We start from the raw sequence: 20,743 nt of genomic DNA on the forward strand, positions 1-20,743 counted from the left end.
ACCGGTTCTCCTAGACCCGCATCACGGAGAGCTCCACCGGCCCGGGCGCCGGCCGGTCGGGCCCGCGTACGAGGACCCGTACGGGCAGGTTTCCGTACGGGCGGACCCCCTCGGGCGCCGCCCGGGCGGGCGGGAGCTGCGCATGCTCGCCCCCGGCGCGCGGAGGCACCGCGGGAAGGCCGCCGTGGTCGGGGCCTCCGGGGGCGCAGGAGGGCCCGCCGCCCGCGCCGAACACCTCGGCGGCGGGGACCGCGGCAGCCACGGGAACCGCCGCGGCAAGCCCGGCGGAAACCGCCACCCGAGCCTCGGAAGCCGCCGCGACGGGGACGGGAACCGCCCGGGACGGCGCGGCCAGGAGCATCGCGAGTACGGCCAGTACCGCCGCCACGACCGGCACCGCGGCCGGTCGGAACCGCACGCAACGGCGCGTGCTGCTGGGCATACGTGGGGCCTCTCACGAAAGGCGGTCGGGGGACTCGTCCCGAAATGGTACGGGTCCACCCCACAAATGCGTTCGCCACCCGTAGGGCCCAGGTGAGATCCTCGATCAGGTATGTCTACTTCCTTCGCCGCCCTGCAGACGCTTCTCGGTGAGATCTCCCTCCGTGACGCGCACCGCCTCGGCCGCCGCCTCGAGGGCGCCCGCCGCATCCGCAAGCCCGAGGCCAAGCAGGCCGTGCTCGACGAGATCGCCGAGGAGGCCACGAAGGCCGCCGAGCGACTGGCCGGCCGTGCCTCGCGGATGCCCGAGGTCACGTATCCCGAGAACCTGCCCGTCAGTCAGAAGAAGGACGAGATCGCCGAGGCGATACGCGACCACCAGGTCGTGATCGTCGCGGGCGAGACCGGTTCCGGCAAGACCACGCAGATCCCCAAGATCTGCATGGAGCTGGGCCGGGGCGTCCGGGGCATGATCGGGCACACCCAGCCCCGCCGGATCGCGGCCCGCACAGTCGCGGAGCGGATCGCCGAGGAGCTGAAGTCGGAGATCGGCCGGACGGTCGGCTGGAAGGTCCGGTTCACCGACCAGGTGGACCAGGACGCGACCTTCGTGAAGCTGATGACGGACGGCATCCTGCTCGCCGAGATCCAGACGGACCGCGAGCTGCGCGCCTACGACACGATCATCATCGACGAGGCCCACGAGCGGTCCCTGAACATCGACTTCCTGATGGGCTACCTGGCGACGCTGCTGCCGAAGCGCCCCGACCTCAAGGTGATCATCACCTCGGCGACCATCGACCCGGAGCGCTTCTCCCGGCACTTCGGGGACGCGCCGATCGTCGAGGTCAGCGGGCGGACGTATCCGGTGGAGGTCCGCTACCGCCCGCTCCTGGAGGAGGAGGGCGACGACAGCGACCGGGACCAGATCACGGCGATCTGCGAGGCCGTGGACGAGCTCCAGTCCGAGGGGGCGGGCGACATCCTGGTCTTCCTCTCCGGCGAGCGCGAGATCCGTGACACCGCGGACGCCCTCAACAAGCGCAGTCTGCGGTTCACGGAAGTCCTCCCCCTGTACGCGCGCCTCTCGCACGCCGAGCAGAACCGGGTCTTCCAGCAGCACACGGGCCGCCGGATCGTCCTGGCCACGAACGTCGCCGAGACCTCGCTGACCGTGCCGGGCATCAAGTACGTGATCGACCCGGGCAACGCCCGGATCTCCCGCTACAGCCACCGCACCAAGGTGCAGCGCCTGCCCATCGAGCGGATCTCGCAGGCCAGCGCCAACCAGCGCAAGGGCCGCTGCGGCCGCACCAGCGACGGCATCTGCATCCGCCTGTACTCCGAGAACGACTTCAACGCCCGTCCCGAGTTCACCGACGCCGAGATCCTGCGCACGAACCTGGCCTCCGTCATCCTCCAGATGACCGCGGCCGGCCTCGGCGAGATCGAGAAGTTCCCCTTCATCGACCCGCCGGACCACCGCAACATCCGCGACGGCGTGCAGCTGCTCCAGGAGCTCGGTGCGCTGGACCCGTCGGAGAAGGACTCCCGCAAGCGGCTCACGCCGATGGGCCGCCAGCTCTCCCAGCTGCCCGTGGACCCGCGCCTCGCCCGCATGGTCGTGGAGGCCGACAAGAACAACTGCGTCCGCGAGGTCATGGTCATCGCGGCGGCCCTGTCGATCCAGGACCCGCGCGAGCGGCCCTCCGACAAGCAGACCCAGGCCGACCAGAACCACGCCCGCTTCAAGGACGAGACCAGCGATTTCCTGGCCTTCCTGAACATGTGGCGCTACGTCCGGGAGCAGCAGAAGGAGCGGGGCTCCTCCTCCTTCCGCCGGATGTGCAAGCAGGAGTACCTGAACTTCCTGCGGATCCGCGAGTGGCAGGACATCTACTCGCAGCTGCGCACGGTCGCCAAGAGCATGGGCATCCACGTCAACGAGGCCGATGCCCCCGAGCACAGCGTCCACGTGTCGCTGCTGGCCGGCCTGCTCTCGCACATCGGCCTGAAGGACACCGACAAGAACGAGTACCTGGGAGCGCGGTCGGCGAAGTTCGCGATCTTCCCGGGCTCGGCGCTCTTCAAGAAGCAGCCGAAGTTCCTGATGTCGGCGGAGCTGGTGGAGACCTCGCGGCTGTGGGCCCGGGTCAACGCCAAGGTGGAACCCGAGTGGGTGGAGCCGCTCGCGCAGCACCTGGTCAAGCGCACGTACAGCGAGCCGCACTGGGAGAAGGACCAGGCGGCCGTGATGGCGTACGAGAAGGTCACGCTGTACGGCGTACCGATCGTGGCCCAGCGGAAGATCAATTACGGGCGGATCGACCCCGAGGTCTCGCGCGAGCTGTTCATCCGCAACGCGCTGGTCGAGGGCGACTGGCGGACCCACCACAAGTTCTACGCCGACAACCGCAAGCTCCTCACCGAGGTGGAGGAGCTGGAGAACCGGGCCCGGCGCCGCGACATCGTGGTGGACGACGAGACCCTGTTCGACTTCTACGACCAGAAGATCCCCGAGCACGTGGTCTCCGGGGCGCACTTCGACTCCTGGTGGAAGCACAAGCAGCGCGAGGAGCCCGAACTCCTCGACTTCGAGCGCGCGATGCTGCTGACCGAGAAGGCGGCCGGGGTCACCAAGGCCGATTACCCGGACTCCTGGCGCCAGGGACAGCTGAAGTTCCGGGTGACCTACCAGTTCGAACCGGGCGCGGACGCGGACGGCGTGACCGTGCACATCCCGCTCCAGGTGCTGAACCAGGTCACCGAAGAGGGCTTCGACTGGCAGATCCCGGGCCTGCGGGAAGAGGTGGTCACCGAGCTGATCCGCTCGCTGCCCAAGCCGATCCGCCGGCACTACGTGCCCGCGCCCAACTTCGCGACCCGCTTCCTGGACACGGCGGTCCCCCGCCAGGAGCCGCTGCCGGTGACGCTGGCCCGCGAGCTCCAGCGGATGGTCGGGGTCCCGGTGTCCGCCGAGGACTTCGACCTGTCCCGGATCCCGGACCACCTGAAGATCACCTTCCGGATCGTCGACGAGCGCCGCAAGAACGTCGCCGAGGACAAGGACCTGGAGGCCCTGCGGCTGCGGCTGAAGCCCAAGGCCCGCCAGGCCCTGTCCAAGGCCGCCGCGGCCACCGCCGAGCGGGCGGGCGGGGAGTCCCTGGAGCGGACCGGGCTGACCGAGTGGACGATCGGCACGCTGACCAAGGTCTTCGAGACCCGGCGGGCCGGGCAGCCGCTGAAGGCGTACCCGGCGCTGGTGGACGAGGGGACGAGCGTCTCCGTACGGCTCTTCGACACCGAGGCCGAGCAGCAGCAGGCAATGTGGCTGGGCACCCGGCGCCTCATCCTGCTGAACATCCCGGTGAACCCGGCGAAGTTCGCCTCCGACCACCTGACCAACCAGCAGAAGCTGGCCCTGTCGAGGAACCCGCACGGCTCCATCCAGGCGCTGTTCGACGACTGCGCGACCGCGGCGACCGACAAGCTGATCGCCGACCACGGCGGCCCCGCGTGGGACGAGGCGGGCTTCCGCAAGCTCTACGAGGCCGTACGGGCCGACCTGGTGGACACCACCGTGAAGACGGTCGGGCAGGTGCAGCAGGTCCTGGCCGCCTGGCAGTCCTGCGAACGCCGGCTGAAGGCCACCAGCAGCCTCGCCCTGGTCGCCAACCTCCAGGACGTGCGGACCCAGCTCGCGGCCCTCATGCCGGCCGGCTTCGTGACCCTGACCGGGCTGCGCAGGCTGGCGGACCTGATGCGCTACCTGGTGGCGGTGGACCGGCGGCTCCAGCAGATGCCCACGGGCGTCCAGCGGGACACCACGCGCATGCAGAAGGTCCACGAGATGCAGGACGAGTACGCCTGGCTGCTGGAGCAGTTGCCGAAGGGCCGGCCGGTCCCGTCCACGGTCACCGACATCCGCTGGATGATCGAGGAGCTGCGGGTCAGTTACTTCGCCCACGCGCTCGGCACGGCGTACCCGGTCTCCGACAAGCGGATCGTGAAGGCGGTGGACGCGGCGGCCCCGTGATCGGGTTCGACCGCACCCCCTGAGCTGCTGTACAGTCTGATTCGCAGCCAAGCAGTCGGCTGCACATCAAGGACCTGTGGAGCAGTTGGTTAGCTCGCCACCCTGTCAAGGTGGAGGTCGCGGGTTCAAGTCCCGTCAGGTTCGCAGCAACATCAGGGCCCGCATCCCCCAGGGATGCGGGCCCTGATGCGTTGGTGGGTAACACCCCCCGCGTACCGCCCCGTACGCAGCCGCGCGCCCGCCTCACGCCCGTCCGCGCGCCCTCGCGCCCGCCCTCGCACGCGGCCCCGTACGCAACCTCCCGCGCAGGCCCGCTCGGAGCCCGTACGGCCCCGTACGCAGCCCCGCACGCCTCACGCGCCCCCGAGGGCCTGTCCGGGGCGCCTGGAGGGCTTGCCGGGGACGTCTGGGAGGGCCGCCGGGTCTCCCGCCGCCCCTTCGGGCCCCACGGGCCGAGAATCCCCCGTTCGCATGATGCGCCCCGCGACACACGTCCCCTTACGGGGTGCATTGCCGGATATACAAGAGTGATCATCTGTGACGGGTGTCACCATATGAATTTTTCAGACTCATACTTTTATCGCATGCCTACGCACCCTCGATTTAATATGTGCAATTGCACCTACCTCTTCACGAGCTCGGCGCCCTCCCCGAACAGCCCTGACCTGGGCATAAAAAAGATCGCGCTGGACCCGGCGGAGTCCAGCGCGATCGAACGACTGAAGGGCCTGTTGGGGCAGGTCCGGTCGTATGAAGCTATGTGGGTTTCATCGGATTGGGGGACCCGATATAAACCCGTTAAAGCGGGGTGTTACGAGACCTCAGGCCTCGCTGCGCTGCTGCGGAATTCCCGCGAGCAGTGCGCGAACCTCAGCCTCGCGGTAACGGCGGTGTCCACCCAGGGTGCGGATGGACGTGAGCTTGCCAGCCTTGGCCCAGCGGGTGACCGTCTTCGGGTCCACGCGGAACATCGTGGCAACCTCAGCCGGGGTCAGCAGCGGCTCGGCATCAGGGGTGCGAGCGGTCATGAGCGGCCTCCTCGGGAGAACCGAACCATCTCGGTTCTTTCCTCTAAATTCTGCACCTTGGCCCGCGGTGCCCGAAATGGACATACGCGGGCCGAGTCGGTTATAGGACGAACGGCTTGTCCTCGGCACTACAACTACACCATCCGTCCAGCCCCAAGGGCCAAACCGACGGAATTGCCCTCCGAGGTGTTCATCAGCGGCGGAAGCCGATGGACCGCCCCATAACGGACAGTCACCCCACTGTGACGATCAGTCACAGAGCGATCAGGAGTCGTCAGACCCCCCGTAGAGCGCAATGCCGAGCATTCCGCCCTTAGTTGGACGGAAGGAACCCTCCCCGGACTCCTTGTCCTATTTTGGCACGAGGGTAGGGGAAGGGCGCAAGGGTGTAGTTAGTGCGGTCCGTCACGCTTGGGCCAATGGCCCGTATCGGGACGTAGGTCCTGGTACTAGGACCCAAATGTAGTGATCAAGGCGCTGATCAGCCAGTTGTGGCCGATCGACCGATACGCAACGGTACGTTCCGGGGCTCCGGGACCTTTCCGGGTGTTCTGCACGATGTCGCGAAGAACACCCCGACCGGCCCCTAATTCGCGAAGAGCCTCTCCCGGACCGCCCGCCACCGCTCCGCCAGATCCTCGTACGCCCGGCCCGCGCCGTCCATGTCCCCCGCCCGCAGAGCCGCGATCCCCGACGCCAGGTCCCCGGCCGAGCGGTCGGCCGCCAGCTGGTCCGCCGGGAGCGCGTACAGCAGCCCGCCGTAGTCCAGCTCGACCATCGACCGCGGGTGGAACTCCTCCAGCCAGCTGCCGACCTCCACCAGCCCCTCGGCGAGCATCCCGTAGCCCTCCGCCTCGCGCAGGGTCCGCAGCCCCCGGGCGAGGCGCCGCCTCGCCTGGACCATCGGCGTCCGGTAGCGCAGCCGCTCGCCCGGCAGGTACTCCCGCTCCTCGTCCGCGAACAGCACGAACCAGCGCAGCGGCACCTGCCACACCCCCGTACGGATCCACGGGCGGGCGTCCGGGTTCCGCTCGCGCCAGCGCTCGTACTCCTCGGCCGCCCGCCGGCGCATCACCGGCGGGAGCGCGGCGTCCAGCACCGGAGCCGGGAACCACTCCACGAGCTCCTGGAGCGCGAGCCAGCCGCGCAGCCTGGTCCGCCACGGGCAGACCAGCAGCACCCCGCCCACCTCCGCCGTGAAGGCGTCCGCGCTCTCCTGCGCCGGCACCCCCACCACCGGCACGCGGACCAAATCCGCCAGCGACCGGCGCAGTTCGTCCTGGGCCGTCGGGGTCACCCCGCGCCGGGCGTAGTCGGCCCAGTGCGTTCGCTCCGACTCGGGAAAGGCCGCCAGCGGCTCGTAGACGCGCAGGTAGGAGGCGTAGGGGACGGTCGGCGCCGAGCGCGCGGCGGGCAGCAGGGGATCGGGGGATTCGCTCACGCTCTCGTACTGCCCCCTTTGAAGGCCGGGTTCACCTCCGGCGGGACCCGTTACCCGCTCGTGAGGGGGCATACGCCCCGTCTCCGGCGGGGGCGGGCGGGGCCTTCGTACTCCGGGAGGGTCCCGATCCCCGGACAGGTCGACCGCACGCGGCCCTCAGGTCTTACGCTGCTCCCAGCGCGCCCTCCCCCACCCGCAGGGCGGGCGTCATTCCGCCGCATCTCACCCATGGGAGTCACCACCGTGACCGAAATGACCGACGGCGTCCTGCACACCCTGTTCCGTACGGAGCAGGGCGGCCACGAGCAAGTCGTGCTGTGCCAGGACCGCGCCACCGGACTGAAGGCCGTCATCGCGATCCACTCCACCGCCCTGGGCCCCGCCCTCGGCGGTACCCGCTTCCACGCGTACGCCTCGGACGAGGAAGCCGTCCTCGACGCGCTGAACCTCTCGCGCGGCATGTCGTACAAGAACGCCCTCGCCGGTCTCGACCTCGGCGGCGGCAAGGCCGTGATCATCGGCGACCCGGACGTCCTGAAGAGCGAGGAACTGCTGCTGGCCTACGGCCGGTTCGTTGAGTCCCTCGGGGGCCGCTACGTGACGGCCTGCGACGTCGGCACCTACGTGGCGGACATGGACGTCGTGGCCCGCGAGACCCGCTGGGCGACCGGCCGCTCCCCCGAGAACGGCGGCGCCGGCGACTCCTCGGTGCTCACCGCCTTCGGTGTCTTCCAGGGCATGCGCGCCAGCGCCCAGCACGTCTGGGGCGACCCGACCCTGCGCGGCCGCAAGGTCGCCGTCGCGGGCGTCGGCAAGGTCGGCCACTACCTGGTCGAGCACCTGCTGGAGGACGGCGCCGAGGTCGTGATCACCGACCCGCGCCAGGAGTCCGTACAGCGGATCCTCGACAAGCACCCGGGCAAGGTCACCGCGGTCGCCGACACGGACGCGCTGATCCGCGTGGAGGGCCTGGACATCTACGCCCCCTGCGCGCTCGGCGGCGCCCTGAACGACGAGACGGTCGCGGCCCTCACCGCCAAGATCGTCTGCGGCGCGGCGAACAACCAGCTCGCCCACCCCGGCATCGAGAAGGACCTCGCGGACCGCGGGATCCTCTACGCCCCGGACTACGTGGTGAACGCGGGCGGTGTCATCCAGGTCGCCGACGAGATGCACGGCTTCGACTTCGACCGCTGCAAGGCCAAGGCCTCGAAGATCTTCGACACCACCCTGGCCATATTCGCTCGTGCGAAGGCGGACGGGATTCCGCCCGCCGCGGCGGCCGACCGCATCGCCGAGCAGCGCATGGCGGACGCCCGCGCCGCCCACGCGGTCCAGGCCCTCGCGGTCTAGGCCTTCGGGCCTTCGGGTGCACCCGCCGGGGTTGCGGCGAGACGGAACTCACTGCACTTCGGCGGGTCGCCCGCCAGGAAAGGGTTAAAATCGCGGTTGACCAGCGAGGACGGGGTGCCTCGTTGGTTCTGCACCGGGGCACGTCATGCGGGCGGCGTACCGTATGGCCGCGGAAGCAGGTACCGTTAAACCCCTACGGACGGTCTCTCCACGGAGAGCCCGCTCCGAACCATGAACGCGTGTCAGACTCTGGGGCCGTCGAGCCCCGTCACCGAGGGGGTCGAGCCATGGGGCGCGGCCGGGCCAAGGCCAAGCAGACAAAGGTCGCCCGCCAGCTGAAGTACAACAGCGGCGGGACTGACCTCTCGCGTCTGGCCAATGAGCTGGGCGCATCGCCGACAGAGCCGCTGCCTATCAGCGAGCCGGTCGAAGTCGATGACGATCTGGATGACGACGACGACCCGTACGCCAAGTACGCGGATCTGTACAACAGCGATGACGACGACGAGGACGAAGAGTCCGGTCCGTCGGCACAGCGTCGCGGCGCTTGACGCCCTGAGGCGTCTGCACAGGTCAAAGCACTGAAACCCGGTCCAGGGCATCGCCCCGGGCCGGGTTTCAGTGCTGCTCAGCTCGCGTAGGAACCGGTGAGGGTGGCGCCCTCGGTGTGGTCGCCGCGGTCCAGGATCTCGCCCGCCACCCAGGCGTCGACGCCCCGGTCGGCCAGCGCGGTCAGCGCCACGTCCACCGACTCGCCCGGCACGACCGCCATCATGCCGACGCCCATGTTCAGCGTCTTCTCCAGCTCCAGCTGCTCGACCTGACCCGCCTTGCCGACCAGGTCGAAGATCGCGCCGGGGGTCCAGGTCGAACGGTCGACCGTGGCGTGCAGGTGGTCCGGGATCACCCGGGCCAGGTTGGCCGCCAGGCCGCCGCCGGTGATGTGCGAGTAGGCGTGCACCTCGGCCGTACGGGTGAGGGCGAGGCAGTCCAGCGAGTAGATCTTGGTGGGCTCCAGCAGTTCCTCGCCGAGGGTGCGGCCGAGCTCCGCGATCTCCTGGTCCAGGGACATCCCGGCCCGGTCGAAGAGGACATGCCGGACCAGCGAGTACCCGTTCGAGTGAAGGCCGGACGAAGCCATCGCGATGACGGCGTCACCCGTACGGATGCGATCCGCGCCGAGCAGCCGGTCGTACTCGACGACACCGGTGCCCGCGCCCGCCACGTCGAAGTCGTCCGGTCCCAGCAGGCCCGGGTGTTCGGCGGTCTCGCCGCCCACCAGCGCGCAGCCGGCGAGGACACAGCCCTCGGCGATGCCCTTGACGATGGCCGCGACCCGCTCGGGGTGGACCTTGCCGACGCAGATGTAGTCGGTCATGAAGAGCGGCTCCGCGCCGCAGACGACGATGTCGTCCATGACCATCGCGACCAGGTCGTGGCCGATGGTGTCGTAGACGCCCATCTGACGGGCGATGTCCACCTTGGTGCCCACCCCGTCGGTGGCGGAGGCGAGCAGCGGACGCTCGTAGCGCTTGAGGGCGGAGGCGTCGAAGAGGCCGGCGAACCCGCCGAGGCCGCCGAGGACCTCGGGGCGCTGCGTCTTCTTCACCCACTCCTTCATCAACTCGACGGCGCGGTCTCCCGCTTCGATGTCGACGCCCGCGGCTGCGTAGCTGGCACCGGTGGTCTTCTCTGTCATGACAGGAGAGAGCTTTCGTGTCGTTTGCTGCGTGGGGTGCCGGGCCCCGGGGCCGTGTCGATCTCTTTGGCCTGAAGGACAGGGCCCGGCGCAGGTTGAGCGGGCGCTACGGGCGACGGAGCGCGTCGGCGGCGTCCGTGCCGCCCGCGAGCTCGGACTCCAGCAGCTGCTTGCCCAGGAGCTGCGGGTCGGGCAGCTCCATCGGGTACACGCCGTCGAAGCACGCACGGCAGAGGTTGGGCTTCTGGATGGTCGTCGCCTCGATCATCGAGTCGAGCGAGATGTACGAGAGCGAGTCCGCGCCGAGCGACGTGGCGATCTCGTCGACCGTCATGCCGTTGGCGATCAGCTCGGCCCGGGTGGCGAAGTCGATGCCGAAGAAGCACGGCCACTTCACCGGCGGCGAGGAGATCCGGATGTGGACCTCCGCCGCGCCGGCCTCGCGGAGCATCTTGACCAGGGCGCGCTGCGTGTTGCCGCGGACGATCGAGTCGTCGACGACCACCAGGCGCTTGCCCCGGATGACTTCCTTGAGGGGGTTGAGCTTGAGGCGGATGCCGAGCTGGCGGATCGTCTGCGAGGGCTGGATGAAGGTCCGGCCCACGTAGGCGTTCTTGACCAGGCCGACGCCGTACGGGATTCCGCTGGCCTCGGCGTAGCCGACGGCGGCGGGCGTGCCCGATTCCGGCGTCGATATCACCAGGTCTGCGTCGGCCGGGGCTTCCTTGGCCAGGCGCCGTCCCATCTCGACACGCGAGAGGTAGACGTTCCGGCCGGCGATGTCGGTGTCCGGGCGCGCCAGGTAGACGTACTCGAAGACACAGCCCTTGGGCTTCGCTTCCGCGAAGCGCGAGGTCCGCAGACCGTTCTCGTCGATCGCGATGAGCTCGCCCGGCTCGACCTCGCGGACGAAGCTGGCGCCGCAGATGTCGAGGGCGGCGGTCTCGCTCGCGACCACCCAGCCGCGCTCCAGGCGGCCGAGGACCAGCGGGCGGATGCCCTGCGGGTCACGGGCGGTGTAGAGGGTCCCCTCGTCCATGAAGACGAGGGAGAAGGCGCCCTTGACCTTCGGGAGGACCTTGGTGGCCGACTCCTCGATCGTCAGGGGCTTGCCGTCCTCGTCGGTCTGCCCCGCGAGCAGTGCGGTGACCAGGTCGGTGTCGTTGGTGGCGGCCACCTGGGTGGCACGGCCGTCCTGACGGGGGAGGTCGGCGACCATCTCGGCGAGCTCGGCGGTGTTCACCAGGTTGCCGTTGTGACCCAGGGCGATCGAGCCGTGGGCGGTCGCGCGGAAGGTGGGCTGCGCGTTCTCCCAGACGGAGGCCCCGGTGGTCGAATAGCGGGCGTGACCGACCGCGATATGACCTTGGAGCGAGCCGAGAGAGGTTTCGTCGAAGACTTGGGAAACGAGGCCCATGTCCTTGAAGACGAGGATCTGGGAACCGTTGCTCACAGCGATTCCCGCGGACTCTTGTCCACGGTGCTGCAGGGCATACAGTCCGAAGTAGGTGAGCTTGGCGACCTCTTCACCCGGAGCCCAGACACCGAAGACGCCGCAAGCGTCCTGGGGGCCCTTTTCGCCGGGGAGCAGGTCGTGGTTGAGTCGTCCATCACCACGAGGCACATCTCCGAGTGTAGGCGAGATCGACCACTGGTCCGAATTGGCGACGGCCGGGAAATCTCACAGCACAGAGGGTGACCGGACGCCTCCGTCTCGGTATTCGGATCACCTTGTTGACATGTACGAAGGCATTCGTACAGGCTCTCGCTCCATGCAGCCTCTCGGTGACCGCACTGTCACCCTCGTCGAGCGCCGCCACGTAGACCTGGTCCGTGTCGCGAGCGCCATCTGTCGCTGTTCCGCGTAGCCACAACTCTTTCTCTCCTTTCCCCATTTCCGCTCCGCCCCGCCCTGCCCTGCCGTGCCGCGCGCCGTCCCCGCGCCCGCCCGGGGCAGGGGGACGGACCGTGCCTTGGAGTACCTGTGTCTTCGTACGAGAACAAGCTGTCCCGCCGTGCCTTCGGCGGCGCCGTCGGAGTGACCGCGGCCGCCGCCGCCGTGGGGCTGGGCGCCGCCCCGGCCGTGGCCGCCGAGGCCCCTGCGGCCCCCTCCGCGGCACCCCGGGAGGAGGAGTTCCGGGCCGCCCGGGGGCGCCGCTCCCGCCGCCCGAACATCCTCTTCATCCTGGGCGACGACCTGGGCTGGGCCGACCTCTCCGCCTACGGCTCGCCGCACATCAAGACCCCGAACCTGGACCGCCTCGCCCGCCAGGGAGTCCGGTTCACCGATGCCTACTCCGGCTCCGCGACCTGCTCGCCGACCCGGTTCAGCCTCTACACCGGGCGCTACCCGGGCCGGACCAAGGGCGGGCTGGCGGAGCCGATCGCCGACAAGTCGGTGGGGCTGGAGCCGACGCACCCGACGCTGGCCTCGCTGCTGAAGGAGGCCGGCTACGCCACCGCGCTGATCGGCAAGTGGCACGCCGGCTACCTGCCCGACTACAGCCCGACCAGGTCCGGCTGGGACGAGTTCTTCGGCAACTTCGGCGGGGCCCTGGAGTACTACTCCAAGCTGGGCCTGGGCGGCGAGTACGACCTGTACGAGGGCGACGCCGAGTACAAGGACCTGCGCTACTACACGCGGATCATCACCGAGCGGGCGAGCGAGTACGTCTCCCGGGACCACCACGGCAGGCCGTGGCTGCTGAACCTCAACTTCACCACCCCGCACTGGCCGTGGATCGCCGACGGGGACACCGAGGAGAGCGCCGAGATCGTCCGGCGGATCAAGGCGGGCGAAGCGCGCGCCCTGTGGCACCAGGACGGCGGCTCGGTCGAGAAGTACAAGGAGATGGTCGAGGACCTCGACCGCTCGGTCGGCGAGGTCCTGAAGGCGCTGAAGCGCTCCGGTCAGGAGGAGGACACCCTGGTCGTCTTCTCCAGCGACAACGGCGGTGAGCGCTTCTCGTACAACTGGCCGCTGTCGGGGAACAAGGCCTCCCTCCAGGAGGGCGGGATCCGGGTGCCGAACATCGCGCGCTGGCCCGCCCGGCTGGACGGCGGCCAGGTCAGCCGCGTCCCGGTGTTCAGCCCGGACTGGACGGCGACGCTGCTGGAGCTGGCCGGGGCGCGGCCGCACCGGGCCTACCCGCTGGACGGGGCGAGCCTGGCCGGGTACCTGCTGCGCGGCGAGAAGGCGCCCGAGCGGGACCTGTTCTGGCGGGTGCGCGGGCAGCGGGCGCTGCGCCGCGGCAACTGGAAGTACTACCGCGGCACGTCGGGCCGGGACCAGCTGTTCGACCTGGCCGCCGACATCCGCGAACAGGCCGACAGGGCCGCGGTGGAACCGGCCCGGCTGGCACAGCTGCGGGCGGCCTGGGAGTCCGTCGACGCGGGGCTGCTGCCGTACCCGGGCTGAGCCACGGGCGGGTCACTCGGCGGCGGAGGCCGCCCCGGCGGCCAGGCCCTTGCCGTCGGGCGCGGTGAGGGTCAGCTGCGAACCCTTGATCTGCCAGGTGAGCGGGCCGCTGCCGAAGAGGCCGGTCAGCGTCCGCTCCACCTCGCCGGCCGGGCCTTCGCAGGCCATCCGGGTCGTGGTGAGCGGCCCGAAGGTGACCGAGGAACCCTCGACGGTGGCCGGGGCGCTGAACCGGTTGCAGCCGAGGCTGCCGCCGGCCGTGCCGTCGGCGGCGAGGGTGAACCGGGCCTTGCCGGCCGCCTCGGGCGGTACGGAGGACACGGTCCCGCCGCTGAGCAGGGAGTCGACCGCCCACTCGGTCGCGATGAGCGGGGCGTCCGGGACGGGCGGCTTCGACGTCATGGCGATGGTGCTCCCGTCGGCGGTCTTCAGGGTGAGCCGGTCCGGTCCCCGGTCGACGGTCAGCCGGCCCTGGAGCAGCTTGGCGAAGGCCGTCTCGAATTCCATGTTCTCGCAGGCCATGGCGGTGGTGGCGCCGGGTGTGACGGTCAGCGCGGAGTCCCCGTGCAGGGCGACCTCCGCCGTGAAGCCGTTGCAGCCGTAGTGGCCCTTGGCCGCATCCTGCGTGAGGTCGACGCGGGCGGCTTCGGGCGCGTGCAGGGTGCGGCCGCCGGTGGTCAGGGACTCGACGCCCCAGGAACCCACGGGACCGGCCGGCGGACCGCCGCCGCTCTCCGTGACCCGGCCGCAGCCGGTGAGGCCGAGGGCGAGGACGAGGCCCAGACCGAGAGCGGCCCGGGCGGGAACGTGGTCGCGGACGTGCCGGAAGGTACGCATGTCCCTGGGACGGAGCGGCGGCCGGGACGGTTCCCGCCCTGCCCCGCTCAGCTCATCCCGGACTCGCTCGGCCCAGCTCGGCCCCGCTCGGCCCGGCCCCGCTCAGCTCATCAGCGGGAGCAGCGCCGACAGGTCGGCCCGCTCCCCGCTGGCCCGCACCCGCGCCTCCGAGAGGGACTCCGCCCAGCCGCTGCGGCCCGTGGCCAGCCTGATCCAGGTCAGCGGGTCGGTCTCCACCACGTTGGGCGGGGTGCCCCGGGTGTGCCGGGGCCCCTCGACGCACTGGACCACCGCGAACGGGGGCACCCGTACCTCCACCGAGGCACCCGGCGCCTTGACCGCCAGGGCGTCCGCGAGAACCCGGGTGCAGGCGGCGAGGGCCTGCCGGTCGACGGGGATGTCCAGCCCCGCGGCCCGGTTCAGGTCGTCGGTGTGGACGACGAGCTCCACGGTCCGGGTGACCAGGAAGTCGGCGACGGTCATCCCGCCGATCCACAGCGGCAGCAGGTGCCCGCCGGGCAGGACGTCCAGCAGCTCGGCGAGCCGGGCGCCGGTCCGCTCGTACAGCGCGCCGAGCGGTTCCCCGGACCGGCCGGGCCGCTCGTCCGCCGCACGGTGCGCGTCGGCGATCTTCCCGGCGATCGGCCCGGTCGCGAACGGCCAGGTCTGTACGGTCACTTCCGCGCGCGCGGCGGCCGGGCGGGCGGCGGCTCCGGCGAGCGAGCCGACCGCCCACGCCAGGTGCTCCGCCAGGTCCCGTACGGTCCAGTCGCCCAGCTGCGCGGGGCGCGCCAGGCGCTCCTCGTCCAACCCGCGCAGTGCGTCGGCGACATGGCCGAACTGGGCCAGGACGGCCTTGCGGGTCCTGGCCGGGTCGTAGGTGCGGGTCTTGGGTGCCATGCGGCGAGTCTGCCCGATCAGTCGCCGCCCCCGCCGCAGCCTCCGCCACAACTGCTGCCGCTGTCACTGCTGCCGAAGGTGAAGCCGATGCCTCCGGACTCGCCGCGGGCGGCCCGTGCCGCCCGCTCCACGCGCCGGCGCTCGTCCTCCACCCGGGCCCTGAGGGTGTACGAGCTCCCGGCGGGCTGCCAAGGCGGCAGGGAGCGGCGGCGTACGGGCAGCAGCGGAGCGGTCGTGACGGCGGTGACGATCCGGGTGTCGCTCTCGTAGTGGGCGTACTCCAGGACGACTTCGGCGCCCTCGCAGGGCACCCCGTACAGGAGCGCCTCGAAGGGTTCGCGGCGCGGGTCGATGTCGTGGTGCTCGGCCCGCAGCCGGCTCTCCTCCCCGCCGGCCAGCAGCCGGCCGCTGCCGTGGCCGTGGCTGTCCGCGAAGAGGTCGCGGAAGCCGACCAGCGGCTCGGCCGAGGCCGTCACGGCGTCCGCGACCAGCCAGCAGGGCCCGACCAACGGATTGCGCACGCCGACGCGCAGCACGGGCTGCGGCCCCTCGTGCAGCCGCCGCGCGGCGCGCCGCGCCTGGAGGCCGCGGCCGAGCAGGGTCGTGCCGGGGGCCAGCAGCAGGAGGGCGATGACCTGCTGGCCGACGGCGTCGTACGGGGTCCCCGTACCGGCCGCCCGCAGATCCGCGGCCAGGCCCCAGGCCAGGAGCCCCGCCGCCGCGAGGCAGAGCGCGGCCCCCGGGACGATCAGCCACCGGCCGCGCCTGCGATGCCCCGTCGTCAGGTGTCGCGGGACCGGGCGGCGGGCGCCGGCGGCCGCGGCGAGGAAGAGGGTCCGCTGCCGGCTCCGGGCCCGCAGCCGCAGCAGTGTCCCGGTGAACGCCCAGGCGCAGAGGGTCAGGACCAGCCAGGCGCCGGGACCGTCGGAGCGGTCGGGGAGGGTCAGGGAGAGGACCGCGTCCAGGGCGACGAGGGGGGCGCCGACGAGGGTCGCGCCCGGCAGGAAGCGGTACCAGGCGGGGAGCGCGAGCAGCAGGACCGCCCCGGGATAGCCGGCCCACGCGGTACCGACGTCGGTGCGCTCGGGTTCGTACCGGATGAGCAGCGCGATCGCGAGGAGGACCAGCGGCGCCAGGGCCCAGCCGACGACGATGGGAGAGAAGGCCCACGGCACGCGGGCATCACGCCAGCGCCGGGCGTCCCCGGCCTCCCAGACGGGGGCGCCGCCCTGGGGTATTGCCGCTTCGGGCAGGTTCTTGACGATGCTCACGGCGTCAGTATGCGCAAGCGCCGTCGCTGGTCAGAAGGCAGTTCCGGGTACGGAATCGCTACGGCCGGATGCCCGGGCCACGCGCGAGCCCCCGCCCGGAGGGATCCGGACGGGGGCTCGTACACCTGCGACGGGCGGGAATCAGGCCAGCAGGGCCGGGATCGTCGCCTCGTGTGCCGTGCGGAGTTCGGCCAGCGGGAGGGTGAACTCGCCCTGGATCTCGATCTCCTCGCCGTCCACCACGCCGATGCGGGCGGCCGGCAGGCCCCGCGCACCGCACATGTCGGTGAAGCGGAGCTCCTCGCTGCGCGGGACGGCCACGATGGCGCGGCCCGCGGACTCGGAGAACAGGAAGGTGAAGGTGTCCAGGCCCTCGGGCACCACGATCCGGGCACCGTTGCCGCCGCGCAGGCAGGACTCGGTGAGCGCCTGGATCACGCCGCCGTCGGAGAGGTCGTGCGCGGCGTCGATCATGCCGTCGCGCGAGGCGGAGATCAGGATCTCGCCGAGCAGCTTCTCGCGGCCCAGGTCCACCTTGGGCGGCATGCCGCCGAGGTGGTCGTGGACGACCTGGGACCAGGCCGAGCCGCCGAACTCCTCGGACGTGTCGCCCAGCAGGTAGAGCAGCTGGCCGGCCTCCGAGAACGCCATCGGCGTACGGCGGTTGACGTCGTCGATCACACCGAGGACCGCCACGACCGGGGTCGGGTGGATGGCGGTGTCGCCGGTCTGGTTGTAGAGCGAGACGTTGCCGCCGGTCACCGGGGTGCCCAGCTCCAGGCAGCCGTCGGCGAGACCGCGGCAGGCCTCGGCGAACTGCCACATGACGTCCGGGTCTTCGGGGGACCCGAAGTTCAGGCAGTCGGAGATCGCGAGCGGCTTGGCGCCGGTCGCCGCCACGTTGCGGTAGGACTCCGCCAGCGCCAGCTGCGCGCCCGTGTACGGGTCGAGCTTGGCGAAGCGGCCGTTGCCGTCGGTGGCCATGGCCACGCCGAGGTTCGACTCCGCGTCGATGCGGACCATGCCCGCGTCCTCGGGCTGCGAGAGCACGGTGTTGCCCTGCACGAAGCGGTCGTACTGGTCGGTGACCCAGGACTTGGAGGCCTGGTTCGGGGAGGAGACCAGCGCGAGGACCTGCGCGCGCAGCTCCTCGGAGGTCTGCGGGCGCGGCAGCTTGCCGGCGTCGTCCGCCTGGAGCGCGTCCTGCCAGGAGGGGCGCGCGTAGGGGCGGTGGTAGACGGGGCCCTCGTGGGCGACGGTGCCCGGGGGCACGTCCACGATCTGCTCGCCGTGCCAGAAGATCTCCAGGCGCTCGCCCTCGGTCACCTCACCGATGACGGTGGCGATGACGTCCCACTTCTCGCAGATCTCCATGAAGCGCTCGACGTACTGCGGCTCCACGATCGCGCACATGCGCTCCTGCGACTCGCTCATGAGGATCTCCTCGGGCGAGAGCGTCGCGTCGCGCAGCGGGACGGTGTCCAGCTCGACGCGCATGCCGCCGGAACCGGCCGAGGCCAGCTCGCTCGTGGCGCAGGAGAGCCCGGCGCCGCCGAGGTCCTGGATGCCGGCGACCAGCTTCTCCTTGAAGATCTCCAGGGTGCACTCGATGAGGAGCTTCTCCTGGAAGGGGTCGCCCACCTGCACCGCGGGGCGCTTGGTCGGCTTGGTGTCGTCGAAGGTCTCCGAGGCGAGGACCGAGACGCCGCCGATGCCGTCGCCGCCGGTGCGGGCGCCGTAGAGGATGACCTTGTTACCGGGGCCGGAGGCCTTGGCGAGGTGGATGTCCTCGTGCTTCATCACGCCGATGCAGCCGGCGTTGACCAGCGGGTTGCCCTGGTAGCAGGCGTCGAAGACGACCTCGCCGCCGATGTTGGGCAGGCCCAGGCAGTTGCCGTAGCCGCCGATGCCCGCGACCACGCCCGGCAGGACGCGCTTGGTGTCGGGGTGGTCGGCCGCGCCGAAGCGCAGCGGGTCCACGACCGCGACCGGGCGGGCGCCCATCGCGAGGATGTCGCGGACGATGCCGCCGATGCCGGTGGCCGCGCCCTGGTAGGGCTCGATGTACGAGGGGTGGTTGTGCGACTCCACCTTGAAGGTGACCGCGTAGCCCTGGCCGACGTCGACGACGCCGGCGTTCTCGCCGATGCCGACGAGCATGGCGTCGTTCTGCGGGACCTTCTCGCCGAACTGCTTCAGGTGGACCTTGCTGCTCTTGTACGAGCAGTGCTCGGACCACATGACCGAGTACATGGCGAGCTCGGCGCCGGTCGGGCGGCGGCCGAGGATCTCCCGGATGCGCGCGTACTCGTCCTCCTTGAGGCCGAGCTCCTTCCAGGGCTGCGCGGCGTCCGGGGTCTCGCTGGCGTTCTTGACGGTGTCGAGGCTCATGCGCTGACCAGCTTCTTCAGGACCGAGGTGAAGAACGGGAGACCGTCGGTGCGGCCTGTCCCGATCAGCGGCTCGACCGCGTGCTCGGGGTGCGGCATGAGACCGACGATGTTGCCCGCCGCGTTGGTGATGCCGGCGATGTCGCGGAGCGAACCGTTCGGGTTGCCGTCCAGGTAGCGGAAGGCCACTCGGCCTTCGGCCTCCAGTTCGTCGAGCGTGCGCTCGTCGGCGGTGTAGCGGCCGTCCATGTTCTTGAGCGGTACGGAGATCTCCTGGCCGGCGGTGTAGTCGCCGGTCCACGCGGTCTCCGCGTTCTCCACCCGCAGCTTCTGGTCGCGGCAGATGAAGTGCAGGTGGTTGTTGCGCAGCATCGCCCCCGGCAGCAGGTGGGCCTCGGTGAGGACCTGGAAGCCGTTGCAGATGCCGAGGACGGGCATGCCGGCCTTGGCCTGCTCGATGATGGTCTCCATCACCGGCGAGAACCGGGAGATGGCCCCGGCGCGCAGGTAGTCCCCGTAGGAGAAGCCGCCCGCGAGGACGACCGCGTCGACCTGATGCAGGTCCTTGTCGCGGTGCCAGAGCGAGACCGGCTCGGCCCCCGCGAGGCGGATGGCGCGCAGCGAGTCACGGTCGTCGAGCGTTCCGGGGAACGTGACGACTCCGATGCGAGTGGTCACCCTCAGGCCTCGACCTTCACGGTGAAGTCTTCGATGATGGTGTTGGCAAGGAAGGTTTCGGCCATCTTGTGGATGCGGTCGAGGGCGGCCTGGTCGACCGGTCCCTCCACCTCCAGTTCGAAGCGCTTCCCCTGGCGGACGTCGGCGATTCCTTCGAAGCCCAGACGCGGCAGTGCACGCTGCACCGCCTGGCCCTGGGGGTCGAGGATCTCCGGCTTGAGCATGACGTCGACTACGACGCGTGCCACTGGCACTCCCGTGTGGTGGTTGGTGCGAAGGCGGTTCCCTCAGCGTACCCGGCCAAAATTTCTACGCGGGTAGATATGATCTGACCTTGATCGTCGGCGGGTTTCGCCTTCACCAACGCTTCGCAAAATCCGCCGGAAAACCGCGTACCCGGCATTGCGGCAAGACACGCGGAGATAATTAACTGGGCTTCGCAATGCAATGCGAATCGGGGTACAAAGGAATCACCCGAGGCGGTGGCATTTGTCGCTTCGCGACGGGGGCAGAAAGACGCATTGCTCCGAAACATCCACACAGGCGACATCACCGCACGTCAACGGGTGACGACGTCGCACGAAGGGACCGATATCCGTGGCGCAGCGCGTAGTAGTCACGCTCTCCGATGACATCGATGGCGGAGAAGCGGCGGAAACGGTCGTGTTCGCTCTGGACGGTAAGTCGTACGAGATCGACCTCAATGTGGCCAACGCAAAGAAACTGCGGAAGGGCCTGGCCCCCTTCGTGGCCGCCGGCCGCCGCCAGTCCCGCTCGGGGAAGGCCTTCAAGCACACCTCCATCGCGCCGGACCCGGCGGTCGTCCGGGCCTGGGCCCGGTCCAACCAGTACGACGTGCCGCCGCGCGGCCGCATCCCGAAGAAGATCTACGAGGCCTACAACGCGGCCCACTGAGGGCCGATTTGCCATCCACCCCCCTGGATCGGCTAATGTGTGGATCACGCCGAGGGGCGAGGCCGCAGGCCGAAGCCCCGAAGGTCGTGCGGGTGTAGTTCAGTAGCAGAACATCCCTCTTCCAGAGGGAAGGCGCAGTGTGCGATCCCTGTCACCCGCTCTGCATGGTTTTGCCGACCACTCCGGTGGATCAGGTAGAGTGATGCACGCATTGCCGAGTGCAGTGCATGCGGACGTAGCTCAGTTGGTAGAGCACCACCTTGCCAAGGTGGATGTCGCGCGTTCGAGTCGCGTCGTCCGCTCAGAGTGAGAAGGCCCCGGTCATTATGACCGGGG

The 20,743-nt window shown here is 70.3% G+C and carries 17 protein-coding genes and 3 tRNA genes; 9 read left to right on the forward strand and 11 right to left on the reverse strand.

Annotation, left to right across the window (positions count from 1 at the left end):
• Positions 1 to 10: 10 nt before the first annotated feature.
• Positions 11 to 418: a hypothetical protein gene (locus OG447_RS06200; protein ID WP_266935392.1), complete on the reverse strand. Its 408-nt coding sequence runs from the start codon at positions 416 to 418 to the stop codon at positions 11 to 13.
• 135 nt (positions 419 to 553) lie between these two features.
• Here OG447_RS06200 and hrpA point away from each other — a divergent pair, with 135 nt between their 5' ends.
• Positions 554 to 4,477 carry an ATP-dependent RNA helicase HrpA gene (hrpA, locus tag OG447_RS06205; protein ID WP_266935393.1) on the forward strand — a complete coding sequence of 1,308 codons (3,924 nt, stop codon included), beginning with the start codon at positions 554 to 556 and terminating at the stop codon, positions 4,475 to 4,477.
• A 70-nt stretch (positions 4,478 to 4,547) separates the two neighbouring features.
• Positions 4,548 to 4,621 (forward strand) — tRNA-Asp (locus OG447_RS06210).
• 677 nt (positions 4,622 to 5,298) lie between these two features.
• Here the strand turns inward: OG447_RS06210 and bldC are convergent.
• Together bldC and OG447_RS06220 are read right to left on the reverse strand one after the other, a co-directional pair.
• Positions 5,299 to 5,505, reverse strand: a complete 207-nt coding sequence (gene bldC, locus OG447_RS06215) for a developmental transcriptional regulator BldC (RefSeq protein WP_003949541.1) — start codon at positions 5,503 to 5,505, stop codon at positions 5,299 to 5,301.
• 586 nt (positions 5,506 to 6,091) lie between these two features.
• Positions 6,092 to 6,946: a hypothetical protein gene (locus OG447_RS06220; RefSeq protein ID WP_266935394.1), complete on the reverse strand. Its 855-nt coding sequence runs from the start codon at positions 6,944 to 6,946 to the stop codon at positions 6,092 to 6,094.
• 228 nt (positions 6,947 to 7,174) lie between these two features.
• Here OG447_RS06220 and OG447_RS06225 point away from each other — a divergent pair, with 228 nt between their 5' ends.
• Positions 7,175 to 8,299: a Glu/Leu/Phe/Val dehydrogenase gene (locus tag OG447_RS06225; RefSeq protein ID WP_266935396.1), complete on the forward strand. Its 1,125-nt coding sequence runs from the start codon at positions 7,175 to 7,177 to the stop codon at positions 8,297 to 8,299.
• Between the two features lie 287 nt (positions 8,300 to 8,586).
• The gene (locus OG447_RS06230; RefSeq protein ID WP_266935398.1) at positions 8,587 to 8,850 is read left to right on the forward strand and encodes a DUF3073 domain-containing protein; all 264 of its coding nucleotides are present in this window, start codon (positions 8,587 to 8,589) and stop codon (positions 8,848 to 8,850) included.
• Between the two features lie 77 nt (positions 8,851 to 8,927).
• On the opposite strand, the gene purM is transcribed toward OG447_RS06230, so the two are convergent.
• Positions 8,928 to 9,998 carry a phosphoribosylformylglycinamidine cyclo-ligase gene (purM, locus tag OG447_RS06235; protein ID WP_266935399.1) on the reverse strand — a complete coding sequence of 357 codons (1,071 nt, stop codon included), beginning with the start codon at positions 9,996 to 9,998 and terminating at the stop codon, positions 8,928 to 8,930.
• Positions 9,999 to 10,104: 106 nt separating this feature from the next.
• Positions 10,105 to 11,622, reverse strand: coding sequence for an amidophosphoribosyltransferase (gene purF, locus OG447_RS06240; protein WP_266935401.1), 1,518 nt, complete (start codon positions 11,620 to 11,622; stop codon positions 10,105 to 10,107).
• A gap of 148 nt (positions 11,623 to 11,770) precedes the next feature.
• Here purF and OG447_RS32355 point away from each other — a divergent pair, with 148 nt between their 5' ends.
• Together OG447_RS32355 and OG447_RS06245 are read left to right on the forward strand one after the other, a co-directional pair.
• Positions 11,771 to 11,866, forward strand: a complete 96-nt coding sequence (locus tag OG447_RS32355; RefSeq protein ID WP_324617183.1) for a putative leader peptide — start codon at positions 11,771 to 11,773, stop codon at positions 11,864 to 11,866.
• A gap of 116 nt (positions 11,867 to 11,982) precedes the next feature.
• On the forward strand, positions 11,983 to 13,416 hold the full coding sequence (locus tag OG447_RS06245; RefSeq protein ID WP_266935402.1) for a sulfatase-like hydrolase/transferase: 1,434 nt from the start codon (positions 11,983 to 11,985) through the stop codon (positions 13,414 to 13,416).
• 12 nt (positions 13,417 to 13,428) lie between these two features.
• Here the strand turns inward: OG447_RS06245 and OG447_RS06250 are convergent, their stop codons facing one another.
• The 6 genes from OG447_RS06250 to purS all read right to left on the reverse strand — a co-directional run bounded on the left by OG447_RS06250 (position 13,429) and on the right by purS (position 19,746).
• Entirely contained in the window at positions 13,429 to 14,253 is an 825-nt protein-coding gene (locus tag OG447_RS06250) for an META domain-containing protein (RefSeq protein ID WP_266935403.1), read from the reverse strand.
• Between the two features lie 102 nt (positions 14,254 to 14,355).
• Positions 14,356 to 15,153: a maleylpyruvate isomerase family mycothiol-dependent enzyme gene (locus tag OG447_RS06255; RefSeq protein ID WP_266935405.1), complete on the reverse strand. Its 798-nt coding sequence runs from the start codon at positions 15,151 to 15,153 to the stop codon at positions 14,356 to 14,358.
• Between the two features lie 17 nt (positions 15,154 to 15,170).
• A complete protein-coding gene (locus tag OG447_RS06260; RefSeq protein ID WP_266935406.1) occupies positions 15,171 to 16,424 on the reverse strand; it encodes a hypothetical protein in 1,254 nt (417 codons plus the stop codon).
• A 141-nt stretch (positions 16,425 to 16,565) separates the two neighbouring features.
• The gene (purL, locus tag OG447_RS06265; protein WP_266935407.1) at positions 16,566 to 18,815 is read right to left on the reverse strand and encodes a phosphoribosylformylglycinamidine synthase subunit PurL; all 2,250 of its coding nucleotides are present in this window, start codon (positions 18,813 to 18,815) and stop codon (positions 16,566 to 16,568) included.
• Positions 18,812 to 19,492, reverse strand: coding sequence for a phosphoribosylformylglycinamidine synthase subunit PurQ (gene purQ / locus OG447_RS06270; protein ID WP_266935409.1), 681 nt, complete (start codon positions 19,490 to 19,492; stop codon positions 18,812 to 18,814). Before purQ ends, purL begins: the two co-directional genes overlap by 4 nt.
• 2 nt (positions 19,493 to 19,494) lie before the next feature.
• Positions 19,495 to 19,746, reverse strand: a complete 252-nt coding sequence (purS, locus tag OG447_RS06275) for a phosphoribosylformylglycinamidine synthase subunit PurS (RefSeq protein WP_266935410.1) — start codon at positions 19,744 to 19,746, stop codon at positions 19,495 to 19,497.
• A gap of 343 nt (positions 19,747 to 20,089) precedes the next feature.
• Between purS and OG447_RS06280 the strand changes: the two genes are divergently transcribed.
• From OG447_RS06280 to OG447_RS06290, 3 genes are all read left to right on the forward strand, one after another.
• Positions 20,090 to 20,407, forward strand: coding sequence for an Lsr2 family protein (locus OG447_RS06280; protein WP_266935411.1), 318 nt, complete (start codon positions 20,090 to 20,092; stop codon positions 20,405 to 20,407).
• An 88-nt stretch (positions 20,408 to 20,495) separates the two neighbouring features.
• Positions 20,496 to 20,567, forward strand: a tRNA-Gly gene (locus OG447_RS06285).
• 69 nt (positions 20,568 to 20,636) lie between these two features.
• Positions 20,637 to 20,709: transfer RNA gene (locus OG447_RS06290), tRNA-Gly, on the forward strand.
• Positions 20,710 to 20,743 lie beyond the last annotated feature (34 nt).

This window comes from Streptomyces sp. NBC_01408 (assembly GCF_026340255.1).
GTDB lineage: Bacteria > Actinomycetota > Actinomycetes > Streptomycetales > Streptomycetaceae > Streptomyces.